The sequence below is a fragment of the Streptomyces sp. DH-12 genome (assembly GCF_002899455.1).
Lineage (GTDB): Bacteria > Actinomycetota > Actinomycetes > Streptomycetales > Streptomycetaceae > Streptomyces.
The window spans coordinates 2,898,776-2,919,013 of the sequence record NZ_PPFB01000001.1 but is presented as its reverse complement, the minus strand read 5'-3'; the positions used below and the strand labels follow the sequence as shown (position 1 = coordinate 2,919,013).

The window sequence follows — 20,238 nt, the reverse complement described above, 5'->3', positions numbered from 1 at the left end:
CCCGCTCCGTACGCGCTGAGCGCACCCGCCGAGGTACGGACACCGGCCGGACCGGCGGACCGGCGCCCCGCCCCGGGGGCATCCCCCGGGGCGGGGCCCGTCACCGTCCGCTTACGATGCGCGTCGTGTCGATACATCCGCCCGCCGGGCCGCAGCACGAAGGCGGCGCCCAGCCGCCGCACCTCCCCCACCAGGGCACGCCCGGTCCCGCCCCGTACTTCCTCTACGGGCCGTACGGGCCCCGGCCGCCCGTCCCCGTCAACGGGGTCGCCATCGCGGCCCTGGTCCTCGGAGTGCTGTGCTTCCTGCCCGCCGTGGGGCTGGTGCTGGGGCTGATCGCGCTGCGGCAGATCAAACGGCGGGGGGAGCGCGGGCGGGGGATGGCGGTCGCCGGCGTCGCGCTGTCCTCGCTCGGGCTGGCGCTGTGGACGGTGTCGCTCGCCACCGGGGTCGCGGCGGACGTCTGGGAGGGCTTCAAGGACGGGGCACGCGCCGACAGCGTCCTGTCCCTGCGCAAGGGCGACTGCTTCACCTCGCCCGGCGGGCTGGAGGGCTGGACCACCGAGGCCGCCCGGGTGCCCTGCGCCGACGAGCACGACGGCGAGGTCTTCGCCCTCGTCACCGTCCCCGGGAGCGACTTCCCCGGCGACGACAGCCTCGTCGAGCTGGGCGAGGACCGCTGCTACGCACTGCGGGCCGCCTACGTCATGGACGCCTGGTCGCTGCCGGAGGAGGTCGGCGTCTACTACTTCGTCCCGTCCCGGCAGAGCTGGAGGTACGGCGACCGCTCCATCGCCTGTGTGCTCGGCCGCGAGGACGGGACCCGCCTCACCGGGTCGCTGCGCAGCGACGAGACCACTCTCGACGCCCATCAGCTCACCTACCTGGAGGCGGCCGAGGTGCTCAACGCCGCGCTGGACGAGGTGCCGGGGTCCGACCACCCCGACGACGACGTGAGCGACGACCGGGAGTGGGCCGGGCGGGTCGAGGAGGCCGTCGCGGAGCAGGCGCGGCTGCTGCGCGCGCACGAGTGGCCGAAGGAGGCGCGGGGACCGGTGGACGAGCTGATCGTGGACCTGGGCAAGGCGCGGGTCGCCTGGGGGCGGGCGGCGAGCGCCACCGACCCGGACTCCTACTGGATCCACGAGGAGGAGGCCTGGGACGCGACCGATCCGTCCCTTTCCGTCACCGTGCGCGAAGCCTTGGGGTTGGCCACCTCACCGCCCGCGTACGACGAGGGGGGCGAGCAGGAGCCGGAAGCCGGTGAGATGCAGGTGTGAGAACTCCCGTAGCGGGGAGAAAGTGCCTGCGTGAAGCCCTCTCGCGACAGAAATCATCACTTCGAGTGATTCTCTGGCCTTCGCTTGCTTCGGACAACCCAGAGTTGCCACTCTGTTGCTGTCTGTACAACCCGAGGGGAGCGGCCAGTGACATTCGGTGAGCAGCCGGCGTACCTGCGCGTCGCGGGTGATCTCCGCAAGAAGATCGTCGACGGTCAGCTGCCGCCCCACACCCGGCTCCCCTCCCAGGCCCGCATCCGCGAGGAGTACGGCGTCTCGGACACGGTCGCGCTGGAGGCGCGCAAGGTGCTGATGGCCGAGGGGCTCGTCGAGGGCCGCTCGGGCTCGGGGACGTACGTGCGGGAGCGGCCCGTGCCGCGGCGGGTCGCCCGGTCCGGGTTCCGCCCGGAGCGCGGGGCGACGCCGTTCCGGCAGGAGCAGGCCGACGTCGGCGTGCGCGGCACCTGGGAGTCCAGCAGCGAGCAGACGGACGCCAGCGCGTCGATCGCCCAGCGGCTGGGCATCGACGCGGGGGACCGCGTGATGCGCACGAAGTACCTCTTCCGGGAGGCCGGCGAGCCGATGATGCTCTCCACGTCCTGGGAGCCGCTCGCCCTCACCGGGCGCACGCCCGTGATGCTGCCCGAGGAGGGCCCCCTGGGCGGTATGGGCGTCGTCGAGCGCATGCGCGCGATCGACGTCATCGTGGACAACGTCACGGAGGAGGTCGGCGCGCGTCCCGGCCTCGCGGAGGAGCTGCTGCTGCTCGGGGGCGTCCCCGGCCACGTCGTCCTGGTCATCCAGCGCACGTACTTCGCGTCGGGCCGCCCGGTGGAGACGGCGGATGTCGTCATCCCGGCGGACCGCTACAGGGCGGCGTACCACCTGCCGGTGAAGTAGGGGTTCCGGGCGGCCCGCGCGGGGGTCGGCCGCCACGGGCGGGGGCGCGTGGGGGACCGGCGTCGAGGGCTCCCGCCTCTGCCTGGCCCGGTCTTCGCGCCGAGCGTGGCACGGGGCCGGGAGCGGGGCCCCGCCCCGGACGTGCGGCGTGTGGAGTGGCGGGTGGCCCGAGGCCGCAGGGCTCCCGGCGACCGCCCGCCGATCGTCGCGGCGCGTGTGCGGGCCGCACCCGGGCGCCCGGCCCACCCGCCCCTGCCCGCCCGCCGGTGCTGCAGCCCGCCCACGCCTCGGTCCGCCCTCTCCGCGACTCGCCCTCTCCGCGACTCGCCCAAGGGCATCCGCGCCTCCCCATCCGCCCCATCACCCCCTTGTGCTCCCCTCCGCGCCCCGGACCCCGCTTCCGCTCCGGCGCGCCACGCGTGCCGCACCGGCCCCGCAGCCGAAGCGATTTGGCCGTTTTCGCAGGTCGCTCCAGTGGCCGGGCGAGGACGGCCATACGCCGCTGACCGGACATGTCGCCCCCGGCGCACGGCGCATCCACCGCCGTGCGCCCCCTTCGCGCTGGCCGGTTGCGTGCCTGTTCGTGAAAAGGCGTATTCGCTCAGTGAAGGTAAGGCGTAGGCTCGGGCATATGCGGACTGCGGTTTCCTTACCGGGCGGGGCGCGGCACAGGCCGCGGAAGGCAAGTGGAGGGGAGCGATGAGCGACGGCACGGTGACTCTTCCCTGGCTCGTCGTGCGTCAGGACGACAACGGCAACCGCTACCGGGTGGGCCGTTACGCGACACGCGCCGAGGCGGAGAAGATCGCGGACAGTCTCGACGGCCGTGGCCACAAACAGCTCTACTGGGTCGAGCGCATCGGCCAGAACGGCCGCACCGTCAGCTGACCCGGCCCCCGGCGGGTGATGGCCCGTCCCTCCCGTAGGCTCCGGCGCATGAGCGAGCGGATCGTGGTGGTCGGAGCCGCCCTGTGGCACGGGGGACGGCTCCTCGCCGCCCGCAGGAGCGCGCCCGCCGAACTGGCCGGGCTCTGGGAGCTGCCCGGCGGCAAGGTCGAACCGGGGGAGGCCCCGGACGCTGCCGTCGTCCGGGAGCTGCGCGAGGAACTCGGCGTCGACGCCGAGGCCGGGGAGCGCGTCCCGGGCCAGTGGCCGCTGCGGACGCCGTACGTCATGCAGGTGTGGACCGCGCGTCTGCGCCCCGGGTCCGCCGCCCCGCGCCCCCTCCAGGACCACGACGAGCTGCGATGGCTCGCCCCCGACCGTGTCTGGGACGTCGACTGGATCGAGCACGACGTGCCCGCCGTGCGGGACACCCTCACCCACTTCGGATCACGCGACGGCGTATGACGCGATTCCGGCGCACCCGCGCGGGAGTGACGGCGTATGAGCGCGCCGTGGGCATCGTCCCGCGCGGGCGGCCGGCGGCTCGCGCCGTTGTGCGCGGTACTCCGTCCGGGATATCGGGTATGTGGCTATTGACCATATGAAACCGGACACGGCCGGACTGCCTGACTCGCTCGGCGGGGAGGTGATCCGCGTGACCGACACCGACGGCGACCGGGTCACGTGGACCCTCGCCGCGGATCCGGACGCGGTGCGTGCCGCCCGTCGCGCTGTGCGCGAACAGCTCGGCCGGTGGGAGCTCGACGGCGTCGCCGATCTCGCGGTGCTGCTGGTCAGCGAACTCGTCACCAACGCCCTGCGGCACGCCGCCGGACCCGTCGGCGTCTGCCTGACCCGGCCCGCGGGACGGTCCGGGGTGCTGCTGGTCGAGGTGTCCGACCCGGTCCCCGAGCCGCCGCACGAACGCGTCGCCCGGCCCGAGGACGAGGGCGGGCGCGGTCTCCAGCTGCTGGCCCGCTCCTCCCGCCGCTGGGGGCACCGGTCCGGTCCGCACGGCAAGACGGTGTGGTGCGAACTCGTGGTCCCCCGGTGAGGTCCCGTACGGCCGTTCGCGGGTGTGGGCGTGTTCGCGTCGCCCGTGTGACCGGTCCCCTTTCGTGACGGTTGTCGAACCGGGGGTTCGACGGCGTGTCCGCTGGTTAGAAGACTGGGAGTGTTCTCACGGCGCGGACCGAAAAGCATCGGGACCGTGCTGTGATCGTGAACACCGTGTTGTGCGGCGCCGTAGTGCTGGATACTGCGGGCAGCCGCCCCCGGTGACCGGTGCCGGACGCGGTGAGCTGGAGGGGACGGTTCGCGTGAGCGAGATACCAGCGAAGGCCACGGAGTCCGAGGACTCGTCGGGCGGCCCGAGGGGCGAGGCCGCCGACGGCCTCGTATCCGGCGATGCTCCGTCCGGCGACGCGATGTGGCAGACCGCCCCGCCCGGCTCCATGTACGACTACATCAAGGTCGCGTCCTTCTCCATCGGCCCCGACGGGCTGGTCGACCAGTGGAGCCTGCGCGCCGAGCAGATCTTCGGCATCCCCGCGGAGCGCGCCGTCGGCATGGACCCGATCGAGGCGTTCCTCGAGCCCGTCCGCAGGGAGCGCGGCCAGCGCAAGATGGCCGAGATCCTCGACGGCCGGGAGTGGACCGGGGTCGTGCCGTTCCGGCTGCCCGCCGACCTGGCGGCGGACGAGCGCGACCGGGAGGGCGTCGCCGAGGTCTACGTCATGCCGACGCGGACCGAGGAGGGCGAGAAGGCCGCCGTCTGCATCGTCGTCGACGTCCGCACCCTGCGCCGTATCGAGACGGATCTGGCCGCCTCGCAGGCCATATTCGGCCAATCTCCCTTCGGCTTCCTGCTGATCGACCCCGACCTGCGGGTCCGCCGGGCCAATGAGCGGTTCGCGTCCACCTTCGGCGGGACGCCCGACGACCACCGCGGGAAGGGCGTCCACGACTACCTCCCGCGCGGGGAGGCCGAGCGGGTCGCGGCGACCCTGCGGAGGGTGCTGGAGACCGGCGAGTCGATCACGGACATGCACGTCACCGGGTCCGTCCCCGGCTCCGACGAGCGCCGTCACTGGTCCGTCAACCTCTACCGGGTGCACAGCGGCAGCGGCCGCCCCATCGGCATCGCCTGGCTGGGCACCGACATCACCGCCCGGCGCGCCGCCGCCCGCGAGGCCGCCGCCGCGCGGCGCAATCTTGCCCTCCTCAACGAGGCCGGCGCGCGCATCGGCAACTCCCTCGACCTGGAGACCACCGCGCGCGAACTGCTCGACGTGGTCGTGCCCGGCTTCTGCGACCTGGCCACCGTCGACCTCTACCAGGGGCTGCTGGCCGGCGACGAGACCCCGCCGGGTCTTGCCGACGGCAGCGCCGAGGTGCGCCGGGTCGCCTTCGCCAGCGCCGTGTCCGACGGCCCCATCAGCGGCACCGGGGAGCCGGTGAAGCTGGGCGCCGTCCACCACTACCCGTTCAACTCGCCCTGTGCGGGGGCCCTGCGCACCGCCCGCCCGCAGACCGTGCCCGGCGAGGACGGCGGCCTGGTGCAGTCCACGCTCGCGGTGCCGATGGTCGCCCACGACACCGTGGTGGGCCTCGTCCAGTTCGCCCGCACCAAGGGCAGCGAACCGTTCGGCGACCGCGACCGCGACCTCGCCGTCGAACTGGCCGCGCGTGCCGCCGTCTGCATCGACAACGCCCGCCTCTACCGGCGCGAGCACGAACGCGCGCTGATACTCCAGCGGTCCCTGCTCCCGCCCGGCGACCCGGAGGCGTCCGGCCTGGACATCGCCTGCCGCTACCTGCCCGGCAACGCGGCGACCGGACGGGCCGGCGAGGTCGGCGGCGACTGGTTCGACGTCATCGAGCTGCCCGGCCACCGCACCGCGCTGGTCGTCGGCGACGTCATGGGCCGCGGCCTGCGCGCCGCCGTCGCGATGGGCGAACTGCGCACGGCCGTACGGACCCTGGCGCAGCTCGACCTCGAACCGGCCGAGGTGCTCGCCCAGCTCGACGAGATCGCCCGCGGTCTCGGCGCGCCCGGCGGGCCCTCCCAGGCGTTCGCCGGAGGCGTCCAGCAGGCGACCAGAGCCGCCCGCCGCCCGCGCGAGGCGGACCTCTCCGAGGTGTACCTGGCCACCTGCGTCTACGCCGTCTACGACTCCGTCACCCGCCGCTGCACCTTCGCCAACGCGGGCCACCTGCCGCCCGTTCTGGTCGAGCCCGGCGAGAACGCGCTCATGCTCGACGTGCCGCCCGGCATGCCGCTCGGCGTCGGCGGGGAGCCCTTCGAGGAGGTGGAGGTCGAGCTGCCCGAGGGCGCCCTGCTCGCGCTCTACACGGACGGACTGGTCGAAAGCCGCGATCACCCCCTCGACGAGGGACTCCAGGCGTTCGTGGGCACGCTCACCGACCCCTCCGCCCCGCTGGAGGACGTCTGCGACCACGTCCTCAACACGCTCGACACCCGTCACGGCGAGGACGACATCGCGCTGCTGATGGCACGTGTACAGGGCCTGCCCGCCGACTCCGTGGGCGACTGGACGCTGCCGCGCGAGCCGCGCAGCGTGGGCCGGGCCCGCGAGCACGCCCGTGCCCAGCTCCTCGCCTGGGACATGGAGCCCCTGGTCGACACCACGGAGCTGCTGGTCAGCGAGCTCGTCACCAACGCCCTGCGGTACGGCGAGGGGGAGATCAGGCTCCGGCTGCTGCTCGACCGCACCCTGGTCTGCGAGGTCTGGGACTCCGGCCTGGTCCAGCCGCGCAGGCGGCGCGCCCGCGACACCGACGAGGGCGGCCGCGGCCTCCAGCTCGTCGGCCTGCTGAGCGCCGCCTGGGGCTCACGGCGTACCCCCCGGGGCAAGACGGTGTGGTTCGAACTGCCGCTGCCCGGGTCCGATACCGGCCTCACCGATCCGGCGGAGGCGCTGCTCAGCCTCTTCTGACGCCCCGTCGACCCGACGGTGACCCTTCGTGATCATGCGCCGTGACCGCAACCGGAACACCCGTTCCCCTCGTCCTCACCCGCAACATCCGACGACGAGGGGAACGGCGGCATGGAACACACGGAGTCGCGGGACGGTACACCCGGCGAGAGCGACACGGAGTCCGTGCCCGAGACCGCTCCCGAGTCCGAACCCGAGGGGAAACGCCGCCGCAGGCCCTGGGCGCGGCGGGCCGGACGCACCGCCCTGGTGCTCGCCCTGGTGCTGATCGTGCCGCTCCTCGCCATCGAGACCGCGCTGCGGGTCAACTACATGGGCGACCCGGCGGACGGCACCTACACCCGGAACCGGGACGCCATGTGGCTCGGCCACGCCTGGGTCGACGGACGCAAGAAGGACGCCGACGTCGCCGGCCTCGCCCGCCGTCTGAAGGACACCGGCATCCGGGACCTGTACGTCCACTCCGGTCCGCTGGAGCACGACGGCACGCTGCCGGAGTCGGCGTATCCGCGCGCCCGTTGGTTCATCGGCGCGGTGCACCGGGAACTGCCCGGCGTCCGGGTCCAGGCGTTCCTCGGGGATGTCCTCGCCAACGGCGGCCCCGACGGCCTGGAGCTGAGCGACGCCGCCACCCGCGCCGAGGTGGTGCGCAGCGCCGGCCAGGTCCTCGACGCCGGCTACGAGGGCGTCCACCTCGACCTGGAGCCGCTGCACTCCGACGACCAGGACTACCTGGATCTGCTGGACGACCTGCGGAGACTCACCCAGGACCGGGACGCGGCGCTGTCCGTGGCCGCGCACCAGATCGACCCGCTCCCGCACCTGCACACCGTCGCCGGATTCCTCGCCGACCACCCCAAGTGGTGGTCGCAGAAGTTCTTCGGCCAGGTGGCCCGGCGCGTCGACCAGATCGCCGTGATGTCGTACGACACCGCGCGCCCCTTCGAGAGCACCTACGGCGGGTACGTGGCCCAGCAGACCTCGCTCGCCTTGGAGGTCACCCCGCCCACCACCCATCTGCTGATGGGCCTGCCCTTCTACTACGAGAGCAACCCCAGCCACTGGGGCCACGCCGAGACCGTCGCCGCCGCCGTCCGGGGCGCCCGCCTCGGCCTGTCCCGCACGGACCCCGACCGCGAGCTCTTCGGCCTCTCCCCCTACATCGACTTCGCGGCGACGGAGACCAACTGGAAGGAGTTCGAGGACGGCTGGGTCCGCTGACCCCTAGGACCGGCGGCGGATCCTGTCGCCCAGCCACACGAGCGGGTCGTACTTGCGGTCCACCGCCCGTTCCTTCAGCGGGATCAGCGCGTTGTCCGTGATCTTGATGCCCTCGGGGCAGACCTCCGTGCAGCACTTGGTGATGTTGCAGTAGCCGAGGCCGTGTTCGTCCTGGGCCGTGCGCCCGCGGTCCAGGCCGGACTCCTCGGCCGCGTCCAGCGGGTGCATGTCCAGCTCCGCCACCCGCATCAGGAAACGGGGACCGGCGAACGCCCGCTTGTTCTCCTCGTGGTCGCGGACGACGTGGCAGGTGTCCTGGCACAGGAAGCACTCGATGCACTTGCGGAACTCCTGCGGGCGGTCCACGTCCTCCTGCTTCATCCGGTACTCGCCCGGACCGACCCCGGCCGGCGGCACGAACGCCGGGATCTGCCGCGCCTTGGTGTAGTTGAAGCCGACGTCCGTCACCAGGTCCCGGATCACCGGGAACGCCCGCAGCGGCGTCACGGTGACCGTCTCGTCCCGGCCGAACACCGACATGCGGGTCATGCACAGCAGCCGGGGACGCCCGTTGATCTCCGCCGAGCACGAACCGCACTTCCCGGCCTTGCAGTTCCAGCGCACGGCGAGGTCGGGGGCCTGGGTGGCCTGGAGGCGGTGGATGATGTCGAGGACCACCTCGCCGTCGTTCACCTCGACCCGGAAGTCCTCCAGGCCGCCTCCGTCGACGTCCCCCCGCCACACCTCGAAGCGGGCCTCGTAGCTGCTCACTCGTAGAGCTCCTCTTCGGCCAGGTACTTGACCAGCTCGTCCTTCTCGAAGAGGGCGAGCAGGTCGGGGCGGATGGGTTCGGTGGTCTCGCGGGTGAGGGTGATCTGCCCGCGTACCGCGTCGGTGGCGGCGAGCCCGCCCGTGGGGTCGGTCAGCGTGCACAGCAGATTCACGTTGCGCCAGGCGCGGTCCATGGCGGCGTGATCCTCCCGGGTGTGGCCGCCGCGCGACTCGGTGCGCTCCAGCGCCGCCCGGGCCACGCACTCGCTGACCAGCAGCATGTTCCGCAGGTCCAGCGCCAGGTGCCAGCCCGGGTTGAACTGCCGGTGGCCCTCCACGCCCGCGCGACGGGCCCGTGCCCGCAGCTCGGCGAGCTTCTCCAGCGCCTGCCGCATCTCGTGCTCCCGGCGGATGATGCCGACCAGGTCGTTCATCGTCTGCTGGAGTTCCTGGTGCAGCGTGTACGGGTTCTCGGGCGGGCCGTCGGCCACCGCCTCCCCGCCCTCCGCCGAGAAGGGCCGCAGCGCCTCGGCCGCCGCCGCGTCCACCTGGGCGTCGTCCGCGCGGGGCCGCGCCCCGGCCCTGGCGCTCGCGTGGTCCGCCGCGTACCGGCCGGCCCGGCGGCCGAAGACCAGCAGGTCGGACAGCGAGTTGCCGCCGAGCCGGTTGGAGCCGTGCATGCCGCCCGCGACCTCACCGGCCGCGAACAGCCCCGGCACCCCGCGCGCCGCCGCCGAGTCGGAGTCGACGGCGATGCCGCCCATCACGTAGTGGCAGGTCGGCCCGACCTCCATCGGTCCGGCCGTGATGTCGACGTCCGCCAGCTCCTTGAACTGGTGGTACATCGACGGCAGCCGGCGTTTGATCACCTCCGCGGGCATCCGGCTGGACACGTCCAGGAAGACCCCGCCGTGCGGGGAGCCGCGGCCCGCCTTGACCTCGGCGTTGATGGCGCGGGCCACCTCGTCGCGGGGGAGCAGCTCGGGCGGGCGGCGGTGGTGGTCCGGGTCGTCGTACCAGCGGTCGGCCTCCTCCTCGGACTCCGCGTACTTGTCCTTGAAGACGTCCGGGACGTAGTCGAACATGAACCGCTTGCCCTCGGAGTTGCGCAGCACCCCGCCGTCGCCGCGCACCGACTCGGTGACCAGGATGCCCTTCACCGACGGCGGCCAGACCATCCCCGTCGGGTGGAACTGCACGAACTCCATGTTCAGCAGCGGCGCGCCCGCGAGCAGCGCCAGCGCGTGCCCGTCGCCGGTGTACTCCCACGAGTTCGACGTGACCTTGAAGGACTTGCCGATGCCGCCGGTGGCGATCACCACCGCGGGCGCCTGGAGGACGAAGAAGCGGCCGGACTCGCGTGCGTAACCGAAGACGCCGCTGACCTGGTCGCCGTCCTTCAGCACCCGGGTGACCGTGCACTCCTGGAAGACCTTCAGCCGGGACTCGTGGTCACCGGTCTCGGCGAAATCCTCCTGCTGGAGCGCGACGACCTTCTGCTGGAGGGTGCGGATCAGTTCCAGGCCGGTGCGGTCGCCGACGTGCGCCAGGCGCGGGTACTCGTGGCCGCCGAAGTTGCGCTGGGAGATCCGCCCGTCCTCGGTCCGGTCGAACAGCGCGCCCCAGGTCTCCAGCTCCCACACCCGCGCGGGCGCCTCCTGGGCGTGCAGCTCCGCCATCCGCCACTGGTTGAGGAACTTCCCGCCGCGCATGGTGTCGCGGAAGTGCACCTGCCAGTTGTCGCCGGAGTTGACGTTGCCCATCGCCGCCGCGATGCCGCCCTCGGCCATCACGGTGTGCGCCTTGCCGAACAGCGACTTGCAGATCACGGCGGTACGGGCGCCCCGCTCGCGCGCCTCGATCGCGGCGCGCAGGCCCGCGCCGCCGGCCCCGACCACGACGACGTCCCACTCCTGTCGGTCCACCACGGACATAGGCAAGGCCCCCAGCTAGAAGAAGCGCGGATCGTCGAAGACACCGGACGCGACGAGATAGACGTAGAGGTCGGCGAGCGCCACGCTGACCAGCGACGCCCAGGCGAGCTGCATGTGCCGGGCGTTCAGCCGGCTCACCCACTGCCACATCCGGTAGCGCACCGGATGCTTCGAGAAGTGCTTGAGCTTCCCGCCGACGATGTGCCGGCAGGAGTGGCAGGAGATCGTGTACAGCCAGATCAGCACGATGTTGACCAGGAGGACGAGCGTGCCGAGGCCCATGTGACCCCAGGCGTAGTCCTCGTCCCGGAAGGCCAGCACCGTGTCGTAGGTCAGGACGAGCGCGACCAGCAGCGCCGCGTAGAAGAAGTACCGGTGGACGTTCTGCAGGATCAGCGGGAAGCGGGTCTCGCCGGTGTACTTCGTGTGCGGCTCGGCGACCGCGCAGGCCGGCGGGGACGCCCAGAAGCTGCGGTAGTAGGCCTTGCGGTAGTAGTAGCAGGTCAGCCGGAAGCCGAGCGGGAAGATCAGGATGATGATCGCCGGCGAGAGGCCCCACCAGCCGCCGAACAGCTCCCAGTTCGGGCCGCCGCGCATCGGCTCGCAGTTCTCCGCGAGGCACGGTGAGTAGAACGGCGACACGTACGGCGCCGCGTAGTAGTCGGCGTTGGAGAGCGCCCGCCAGGTCGAGTAGACGACGAAGGCGAGCAGCCCGGCCGCGGTGGCGGCCGGGGCCAGCCACCAGCGGTCGGTCCGCAGGTGCGGGGCGGAGATCGCGGCGCGCGTGCCGGATCTCACGCCGCCGCGGCGCTCGGGTTCGGTCGCGGGGGGTTCCGTACCAGTGGCCACGTCGTCCACTCCGGTAGGGGTCGGGGGCGCCGGGTCGGCGGGGGGGGCGGAGGCCGGGCGGGGTCAGGGGGCGCGGCGGTCGCGGGCGCCGAGACCCTCGTCGTCGGTGTCCACCCACAGCGACGGGTCGTAGGGGGTGTCGGAGATGGTCACGAGGTCGAGCCGCTCGGCCGGGCCCGCCGTGGCGACGGCGGTCTCCCGGAGCAGCGCGAGGCTCTCGCGCAGGTGGTTGGTGTCGGAGCGGACGCGACGGATCTCCAGACCGCCGCCGCCCAGCTGCTTCTCCAGCCGCCCCACCGACCTGACCAGGTCGTCGAGGCAGCGCTGGACGGTCGTCAGTTCATCGTGCACGGACATGACGTGACCTCACTTCCACGGGTCCTTCAGGCCCAAGGCGGTGCAACGGTCATGCGCCTGAGAGTGTTGCGCGTCACACCTTGCGCTGTGAAGGGATGTGCATCGATTGGCCGAGGCCCATGGGTGCATCGTCCGGTGCGCGGCCGTGTCCCGCCGGGTGCGTTGCGCCGCACGGGTGGCACGCCGTCCCCGGCCGCCGTGTCGCCCGGGAATGCAGAACCCTTTCCTCTTCAGTGGGCCGCATACATCGGATGAACACCCCATATCACGTGTGATCACCGTGCCCGCGGCTTTCCGGAGGTATCCAGAGATGTCCCACGACGGCATCGGACCGCGCGCGGTCCTGCGTTCGGTCGCCTTCCTCACCGCCGGCGTGCTCACCGTGCCCGCCCTCACCGGGTGCGGTTCCGAGGACCCCGCGGGCAAGCCGCTCGCGGGCGCGGACGTCGCGGGCGCGGACCGGTCCGACATCGCCGACGGCGGGACCCTGCGCTGGGCCGTGGACACCGTCCCGGACACCTTGAACACCTTCCAGGCCGACGCCGACACCACCACCGCCCGGATCGCCGAGGCCGTACTGCCGTCGATGTACCGCACGGACGGCCGGGGCCGGGCCGTGCGCAACGCCGACTACCTGGCCTCCGCCGAGGTCGTCGACACCGAGCCCAGGCAGGTGGTCGTCTACCGGCTCGCCCAGCAGGCCGTCTGGAGCGACGGCCGGGAGATCGGCGCCGCCGACTTCGCCGCACAGTGGCGCGCCCTGTCCGGCAAGGACACCGCCTACTGGACCGCCCGCAACGCCGGCTACGACCGCATCGAGAAGGTCGAGCGCGGCGCGAACGACCTCGAGGTCAAGGTCACCTTCAGCCGCCGCTACGCCGACTGGAAGTCGCTGTTCACCCCGCTCTACCCCAAGGAGGTCATGGGCACCCCGGACTCCTTCAACGACGGGGCGCGCAAGAAGCTGAAGGTCACCGCCGGGCCGTTCACGGTGGACGAGGTGGACACCGAGGGGGACGAGGTCGTCCTCGCCCGCAATCCGCGCTGGTGGGGCAGCCCGGCCAAGCTGAAGAAGATCGTGCTGCGCGCCGTGCCGCACGACGAGCGCGTCTCCGCGCTCAGCGACGGCACCCTCGACCTGGCCGAGGTCGGCCCCGAGGCCGCCCGCCGCATCACGGTCGCCGCCCTGCCGCAGGACGGCGACGCGCCCCTGATGGGTCCCGAGGCCGACCGCTCCGCCGCGGACGCGCTGCGCTCCTGGGCGGTCGCCCACGGCTCCGACGAGGACGCCGCCGACGAGGAGATCTCCGCCCGCGAGAAGCTGCGCAAGAAGGCCGAGAAGTACGCCCGGCAGCAGAAGGCGCTCGGCGGCTTCGAGGTGCGCGCGTCACTGGAGCCCGCCTACACCCAGCTCGCCCTCAACGGCGCCGAGGGACCCCTCTCCGACGAGCGGGTCCGCCGGGCCGTGGCTCGAGCCCTGGACCGCGAGGACATCGCCGGGGCCGTGCTGAAGCCGCTCGGCCTGCCCGCCGAGCCCGTCGGCAGCCACCTGGCGCTGCCCGGCCAGGCCGCCTACGCCGACGGCAGCGGCGCCCTCGGCACGCCGGACGCCAAGGAGGCCAGGGCTCTGCTCTCGGACGCCGGATGGGTGCCGGGCGGTCCGGTGAAGGAGGAGAAGGAGAAGGACGAGGACGAGAAGAAGGACGGGGAGAAGAAGGACGCGGGGGAGAAGGCGGCCGGCTCCGAGGCGGCCGGCTCCGAGGCGGACGAGGACGAGGCGGGCGGCTCCGGAGACTCCGGGGACTCGGACGGCTCCGGGGAGTCCGGCGACGGGGACGGTGACGACGGCACGTACATCGTCGGCGAGGACGACGGGAAGAACCACGGCGACGGCAAGGCCCCGCACGACCCGGACACCGGCGCCGGCACGCTGAAGCAGAGCGGCGGCGCCCCCGCCGGCGCCTACGCCCCCCAGGGCACCGCGGCCCCGGCCCGCGCGGACACGGCCCCGGTCGCCAAGGACGGCAAGGCGCTCGTGCTGCGGTTCGTGCTGCCGTCGGGGCCCGGCTCGCAGACGCTGGAGACCGTGGCCGGCCGGATCGCGACGATGCTGGAGAGGATCGGCATCCGCACCGACATCTCCAAGGTCGACGACGACAGCTACTTCAAGGACCACATCGCGTCCGGCGACTTCGACCTGGCCCTGTACTCCTGGCCCGCGACCGCCTTCCCCGCCACCGACGCCCGCCCCGTCTACTCCAAGCCGGTCCCGGCCGCCGACGGCTCGCTGAACGTGGAGCAGAACTGGACCCGCGTCGGGACCGACCAGGTGGACCAGCTCTTCGACCAGGCCATCGCCACCCTCGACGACGCCGAGCGGCGCGACCTGATCCGCAAGGCCGACTCCCGGATCTGGGCGGCGGCCGGCTCCATCCCCCTCTACCAGCGCCCGCAGCTCGTCGCGGCCCGCAAGGACCTCGCCAACGCCGGCGCCTTCGGCTTCGCCGCACCGGTCTACGAGGACATGGGCTTCCTGAAGAAGTCGGCACAGGGGGCCGAGGGGTCGCCGGGGGCGAGGAACAGCGCGTCCTCCTCCGGGAGCTGACCGGACCGGCCGGGAACCGCGACGCGGCCCGGCGCCCCCACCGGGGCGCCGGGCCGCGTCACGTTCGCGGTGCGGTGATCAGCCGTGCTTGGCGCGGCTCGCGGCGCGGGCGCGCTCGCGGGCGTCCAGGTTCACCTTACGGATGCGGACGGCCTCCGGGGTGACCTCCACGCACTCGTCGTCGCGGCAGAACTCCAGGGACTGCTCCAGCGACAGCTTGCGCGGCGGCACGATCGACTCGGTCACGTCGGCCGTGGACGACCGCATGTTGGTGAGCTTCTTCTCCTTGGTGATGTTGACGTCCATGTCGTCGGAGCGGGAGTTCTCACCGACGATCATGCCCTCGTACACCTCGGTGCCGGGCTCCACGAAGAGCACGCCGCGCTCCTGCAGGTTGGTCATCGCGAACGCGGTGACCGCACCGGCGCGGTCGGCGACCAGCGAGCCGTTGTTGCGGGTGGTCAGCGTGCCGAACCAGGGCTCGTGGCCCTCGTGGATGGAGTGGGCGATGCCGGTGCCGCGGGTCTGGGTCAGGAACTCGGTGCGGAAGCCGATCAGACCGCGCGAGGGCACCACGAACTCCATGCGCACCCAGCCGGAGCCGTGGTTGGACATGTTGTCCATGCGGCCCTTGCGGACGCCCATGAGCTGCGTGACCGCGCCCATGTGCTCCTCGGGCACGTCGATGGTCATGCGCTCGACCGGCTCGTAGACCTTGCCGTCGACCTCCTTGGTGACCACCTGGGGCTTGCCGACGGTGAGCTCGTAGCCCTCGCGGCGCATCTGCTCGACCAGGATGGCCAGCGCCAGCTCGCCGCGGCCCTGCACCTCCCAGGCGTCGGGGCGGTCGGTCTCCAGGACGCGGAGCGAGACGTTGCCGATCAGCTCGCGGTCCAGGCGGTCCTTGACCTGGCGGGCGGTGACCTTGCGGTCCTTGACGGCCGCCTTGTTGTCGGCGCCCTTGCCGCTGCCGCCGCGGCCGACCAGCGGGGAGGTGTTGGTGCCGATGGTCATGGAGATCGCCGGCTCGTCCACCGTGATCAGCGGCAGGGCGACCGGGTTCTCCAGGTCGGCCAGCGTCTCGCCGATCATGATGTCGGGGATGCCCGCGACCGCGCAGATGTCACCGGGGCCGGCCTTCTCGGCGGGCTTGCGGGTGAGCGCCTCGGTCATCATCAGCTCGGAGATGCGGACGTTCTGCACGGAGCCGTCGCGCTTCATCCAGGCGACGGTCTGCCCCTTCTTCAGCTCGCCCTGGTGGACGCGGAGCAGGGCGATACGGCCGAGGAAGTTGTCGGCGTCGAGGTTGGTGACGTGGGCCTGGAGCGGGGCGCCCTCCTCGTAGGTGGGGGCGGGGATGTGCTCGAGGATCGTCGAGAAGAACGGCTCGAGGGAGTCGGAGTCGCCGGGGACCGTGCCGTCGTCGGGCTTGGTCAGCGAGGCGACGCCGTCGCGGCCGCAGGCGTAGACGATCGGGAACTCGATCTGCTCCTCGTCGGCGTCCAGGTCGAGGAAGAGGTCGTAGGTCTCGTTGACGACCTCGTCGATGCGGGCGTCGGGCCGGTCCGTCTTGTTGATGCAGAGGATGATCGGCAGCCGCTGCTGCAGCGCCTTGCGCAGCACGAAGCGGGTCTGCGGCAGCGGGCCCTCGGAGGCGTCCACCAGCAGCACGACGCCGTCGACCATCGACAGACCGCGCTCGACCTCGCCGCCGAAGTCGGCGTGGCCGGGGGTGTCGATGATGTTGATCGTGATGGGCTCCCCGCCGTCCTTGGGGTGGTACTTCACCGCCGTGTTCTTGGCGAGGATCGTGATGCCCTTCTCACGTTCCAGGTCGTTCGAGTCCATCATGCGGTCGTCGACCTGGTCGAGCTGGTGGGCGGCGAAGGCGCCGGCCTGCTTGAGCATGCCGTCGACGATGGTGGTCTTGCCGTGGTCGACGTGGGCGACGATGGCGACGTTGCGGATGTCGTGGCGCGTTACGGACGGTGCCATGAAAGGCGTACTCCCGGGGGTGGTGAAGGTCGCCCGCCGCAGACGTCTGTGGTGCGAGGGCACTGCCGGGCTGGACACGCCTCGGCCTTCCTCCATGGTACGGGGCCGCCACCCGCACCGCCCGCGCGTGCCGGAGGGCCCGGGGCCGGGAGGGCCGGCGTCCGGAGGGGCGGACGTCTCCGGGCGGTCGCACGTGCTTCCGGCAAACGCAACATCTCGTTCGCATATCGGTGATCACGCACGCGGGTTTCGGACATGTAAACCAAAAATGCGCACCGAATGTCCGAATTGCCGAATTCGGTTCAGAGGTGTCAAGCGCGCGCAGGTGTCGATCTCTGCAATATTTCCTCAAAAAAACGACGGTAGGGAGATCCCTATGCCGTACGCCCTTGACGCGCGTTGACTCTCTTGGCGAAAGTTCCCCCAAACCGCAGAACCTGCCGGTATCTGTGCTGCGCTCAACTCTCCAACCCCCCGGGGGACGAACACGATGACCAGTCCAACTAAGGCCGAGGACTCCGGGTCCGCGGCTGTCTTGGACCCCGAGCTCACGGCGACCAACGATGTCGCCCAGGGCGAGAAGCAGCCCGAGGGCCGTTCCCCCGGCCAGTTGATGTGGCAGCGCTTCAAGCGTGACCGTACCGGAGTCGTCTCCGCGTGCGTGGTCATTTTCTTCTTCGTGGTGGCCGCGCTGGCGCCGGTGATCTCCAAGCTGTACGGCAAGGACCCCTACACGCTGTACGCCCAGGAGCCCGACTACCCCTTCCTCCTCGACGACTTCGCCATGCCGAACGGTTCCTTCGGCGGCATGTCGGGCGAGTTCTGGTTCGGCGTCGAGCCCAAGCTGGGCCGCGACGTGTTCACGATGCTGCTGTACGGCATGCGGACGTCGCTGTACATGGCCGTGGTCGTCACGCTGCTCAGCGTGATCACGGGCGTGATCATCGGCATGATCGGCGGTTACTTCGGCGGCCGCGTCGACTACTGGCTCGGCCGGGTGACGGACTTCTTCCTGGGCTTCCCCCAGCAGCTGTTCTTCATCGCCTTCATGCCCGTCGTCACCGCGATGTTCGTCGATCCGCAGGACGAGACCCCCACCTACCTGCGGGCCGTGGCGATCATCCTCGTGATGTGGTTCCTCGGCTGGATGGGTCTGTCCCGTCTGGTGCGCAGCTCCGTGCTGTCGCTGAGGGACCGTGAGTTCGTCGAGGCGGCCAAGGTGTCCGGCGCCCCTCCCGGGCGCATCGTGCGCAAGGAGATCCTGCCGAACATCGTCACCCCGATCCTGGTGCAGGCGACCTACATCCTGCCGAGCACGATCCTCACCATCGCCTTCCTCTCGTTCATCGGCGTCGGCTTCGTCGAGCCGACCCCGGACTGGGGCCGCATGTTCAAGGTCGGCACCGAGGTGTACGAGCAGGACCCGATGTTCCTGCTCTTCCCGGGAGCGGCGCTGGTGATCTTCGTTCTTGCCTTCAACCTTCTCGGAGACTCCGTCCGGGACGCATTCGACCCCAAGACCGGACGCTGAACGTCCATTGGTGGGTGGGGGAGCTGCCGCCCCCGGCCGGGCTACCGGACTGTCAGGCAGCAACTCGTGGACAACTATCGACAGGTAGGTGCATCGGCATCATGAAGCCCATCAGAACGCGTACCGCGCGCGCCATAGCCGTGGCCATCGTGGCAGGCTCGCTGGCCCTCACCGGCTGCTCCAGCAACGACAACGGCGGCGGCAAGGGCAAGAGCGACGCGAAGTCCCAGAAGGACGCCGCCGAGCAGCAGGACCCTGTCGCCTACGGTGACGCCGCCGCGTCGACCGGCCCGGCGAAGGACGTCCAGGGCGCCAAGTCCGGCGGCTTCATCAACGTCTACATGCAGTCGGACCTGTCCCACATGGACCCGGGCCAGATCTACGTCAGCGACGCCGGCCAGTTCTCCAACCTGATCCACCGCGGTCTGACCAACTTCCAGGAGGACGAGCAGGGCAACCTGACCGTCGTCGGCGACATCGCCACCGACTCCGGCCAGTCCTCCGAGGGCGGCAAGGTCTGGACGTACAAGCTCAAGGACGGCATCAAGGACGAGGACGGCAACGAGATCACCTCGGCCGACGTCCGCCACACCATCGAGCGCATGTACTCGAAGGTCATCTTCGACGGTCCGACCTACATCCAGACCTGGCTCTCGGGCAACGACTACCGCAAGGCGCTGCCGGACGGCCCCTACAAGGGCAAGCACCTGCCGGACACCGTCCTCGAGACGCCGGACGACAAGACCGTCGTCTTCAAGTTCGACCAGCCGCGTCCGGACCTGCCGCAGGCCCTGGCCATGGCCGGCTACTCCATCGTGCCCGCCAAGCAGGACACGAAGGAGAAGTACGACAAGGCGCCCGCGGCCCTCGGCCCGTACAAGATCGCCGAGTACAAGCCGGGCAAGTCCATGAAGCTGGTCAAGAACGACCAGTGGGACCCGAAGACCGACGCCGTGCGCCACCAGTACGTCGACGGCTTCAACTTCACCAACACGGTCTCCCAGCCCAGCCAGACCAAGCGCCTGATCTCCGACCAGGGCGAGGCGAAGAACGCCATCCAGTTCACCGACTCGGTGGACCCGGCCCAGATGTCCGACGTGGTCACCAACCCGGAGACCAAGAAGCGGACCATCCAGGGCTACCAGCCCTACGTGTGGCAGCTCACCTTCAACATGGACCGCCTGAAGGACAAGAAGGTCCGCGACGCGATCACCTACGCGATCCCGAACCAGTCCATGGTCCAGGCGGACGGCGGCCGCTACGGCGGTGAGGTCGCCGGCGGTCTGCTCGCCCCGACCCTGCCGGGCTTCGACGCGACGTACGACCCGTTCGGCAAGCTGAAGAAGCCCAACGGCGACCCGGAGAAGGCCAAGGAGCTGCTGAAGGAGGCGGGTGTCAAGGAGGGCACGAAGCTCACCTACGCCTACTCCAACACGCCGCGCGGCCAGGCCCAGCAGGTCATCATCAAGGACGCGCTGGAGAAGATCGGCTTCGACGTCCAGGCCAAGGAGATCGACCGGGCCAGCTTCTACGAGCAGATCGGCAAGCTGAACAACCCGTACGACATCTACATGACCGGCTGGGGCCAGGACTGGCCGTCCCCGTCCACGGTCATCACCCCCGTCTACGACGGTGAGCTGGTCGCCGACGGCGCGTCCAACTACTCGCACATGAACGACAAGCAGGTCAACGCGCTCATCCAGAAGGCCCTGAAGCAGGAGCCCGAGGAGGCGGCGAAGACCTGGGAGCAGGCGCACCACCGCATCGTCGAGGAGGTCAACCCGGCCGCACCGGTCTACTACTCGAAGCAGATCCAGCTCTACGGATCGAACATCGGTGGCGCCAGGTACAGCACCGAGTCGAGCTACATCAACATCACCGACCTGTACCTGAAGCAGCCGTAAGCCCTCGGTTCGGCTGACCGCGGGGGTGTGCGCCAGGCGGAGCACAC

At 71.2% G+C, this 20,238-nt stretch carries 14 protein-coding genes and 1 pseudogene; 10 read left to right on the top strand and 5 right to left on the bottom strand.

Annotated elements, in window-relative coordinates:
* Window positions 1-116: 116 nt before the first annotated feature.
* From C1708_RS11780 to C1708_RS11745, 7 genes and pseudogenes are all read left to right on the top strand, one after another.
* On the top strand, window positions 117-1,280 hold the full coding sequence (locus C1708_RS11780) for a DUF4190 domain-containing protein (RefSeq protein WP_106412636.1): 1,164 nt from the start codon (window positions 117-119) through the stop codon (window positions 1,278-1,280).
* Window positions 1,281-1,427: 147 nt separating this feature from the next.
* A complete protein-coding gene (locus C1708_RS11775) occupies window positions 1,428-2,180 on the top strand; it encodes a GntR family transcriptional regulator (RefSeq protein WP_106412635.1) in 753 nt (250 codons plus the stop codon).
* Window positions 2,181-2,855: 675 nt separating this feature from the next.
* A pseudogene (locus C1708_RS11765) lies at window positions 2,856-3,068 on the top strand (hypothetical protein); the annotation flags it as partial.
* A 48-nt stretch (window positions 3,069-3,116) separates the two neighbouring features.
* Window positions 3,117-3,530 carry a (deoxy)nucleoside triphosphate pyrophosphohydrolase gene (locus C1708_RS11760; protein ID WP_106412632.1) on the top strand — a complete coding sequence of 138 codons (414 nt, stop codon included), beginning with the start codon at window positions 3,117-3,119 and terminating at the stop codon, window positions 3,528-3,530.
* A gap of 136 nt (window positions 3,531-3,666) precedes the next feature.
* Window positions 3,667-4,119 carry an ATP-binding protein gene (locus C1708_RS11755; RefSeq protein ID WP_106412631.1) on the top strand — a complete coding sequence of 151 codons (453 nt, stop codon included), beginning with the start codon at window positions 3,667-3,669 and terminating at the stop codon, window positions 4,117-4,119.
* 265 nt (window positions 4,120-4,384) lie between these two features.
* Window positions 4,385-7,024 carry a SpoIIE family protein phosphatase gene (locus C1708_RS11750; protein ID WP_106412630.1) on the top strand — a complete coding sequence of 880 codons (2,640 nt, stop codon included), beginning with the start codon at window positions 4,385-4,387 and terminating at the stop codon, window positions 7,022-7,024.
* 111 nt (window positions 7,025-7,135) lie between these two features.
* A complete protein-coding gene (locus tag C1708_RS11745) occupies window positions 7,136-8,245 on the top strand; it encodes a glycosyl hydrolase family 18 protein (RefSeq protein WP_106412629.1) in 1,110 nt (369 codons plus the stop codon).
* 3 nt (window positions 8,246-8,248) lie between these two features.
* Here C1708_RS11745 and C1708_RS11740 read toward each other — a convergent pair whose 3' ends face one another.
* The 4 genes from C1708_RS11740 to C1708_RS11725 form a co-directional block, all read right to left on the bottom strand.
* Window positions 8,249-9,016: a succinate dehydrogenase/fumarate reductase iron-sulfur subunit gene (locus C1708_RS11740; protein WP_106412628.1), complete on the bottom strand. Its 768-nt coding sequence runs from the start codon at window positions 9,014-9,016 to the stop codon at window positions 8,249-8,251.
* The gene (locus C1708_RS11735) at window positions 9,013-10,950 is read right to left on the bottom strand and encodes a fumarate reductase/succinate dehydrogenase flavoprotein subunit (protein ID WP_106412627.1); all 1,938 of its coding nucleotides are present in this window, start codon (window positions 10,948-10,950) and stop codon (window positions 9,013-9,015) included. The genes C1708_RS11740 and C1708_RS11735 overlap by 4 nt, the downstream gene beginning before the upstream one ends.
* A 15-nt stretch (window positions 10,951-10,965) precedes the next feature.
* On the bottom strand, window positions 10,966-11,799 hold the full coding sequence (gene sdhC / locus C1708_RS11730; RefSeq protein ID WP_106416256.1) for a succinate dehydrogenase subunit SdhC: 834 nt from the start codon (window positions 11,797-11,799) through the stop codon (window positions 10,966-10,968).
* 63 nt (window positions 11,800-11,862) lie between these two features.
* Window positions 11,863-12,156, bottom strand: coding sequence for an Rv0250c family protein (locus C1708_RS11725; protein WP_106412626.1), 294 nt, complete (start codon window positions 12,154-12,156; stop codon window positions 11,863-11,865).
* Between the two features lie 310 nt (window positions 12,157-12,466).
* Here C1708_RS11725 and C1708_RS11720 point away from each other — a divergent pair, with 310 nt between their 5' ends.
* On the top strand, window positions 12,467-14,761 hold the full coding sequence (locus C1708_RS11720) for an ABC transporter family substrate-binding protein (RefSeq protein ID WP_106412625.1): 2,295 nt from the start codon (window positions 12,467-12,469) through the stop codon (window positions 14,759-14,761).
* A gap of 78 nt (window positions 14,762-14,839) precedes the next feature.
* On the opposite strand, the gene typA is transcribed toward C1708_RS11720, so the two are convergent.
* The gene (typA, locus tag C1708_RS11715) at window positions 14,840-16,756 is read right to left on the bottom strand and encodes a translational GTPase TypA (protein ID WP_106412624.1); all 1,917 of its coding nucleotides are present in this window, start codon (window positions 16,754-16,756) and stop codon (window positions 14,840-14,842) included.
* Window positions 16,757-17,246: 490 nt separating this feature from the next.
* Between typA and C1708_RS11710 the strand changes: the two genes are divergently transcribed.
* Window positions 17,247-18,287, top strand: a complete 1,041-nt coding sequence (locus C1708_RS11710; protein ID WP_106412623.1) for an ABC transporter permease — start codon at window positions 17,247-17,249, stop codon at window positions 18,285-18,287.
* Between the two features lie 101 nt (window positions 18,288-18,388).
* On the top strand, window positions 18,389-20,191 hold the full coding sequence (locus C1708_RS11705) for an ABC transporter substrate-binding protein (protein ID WP_106412622.1): 1,803 nt from the start codon (window positions 18,389-18,391) through the stop codon (window positions 20,189-20,191).
* Window positions 20,192-20,238 lie beyond the last annotated feature (47 nt).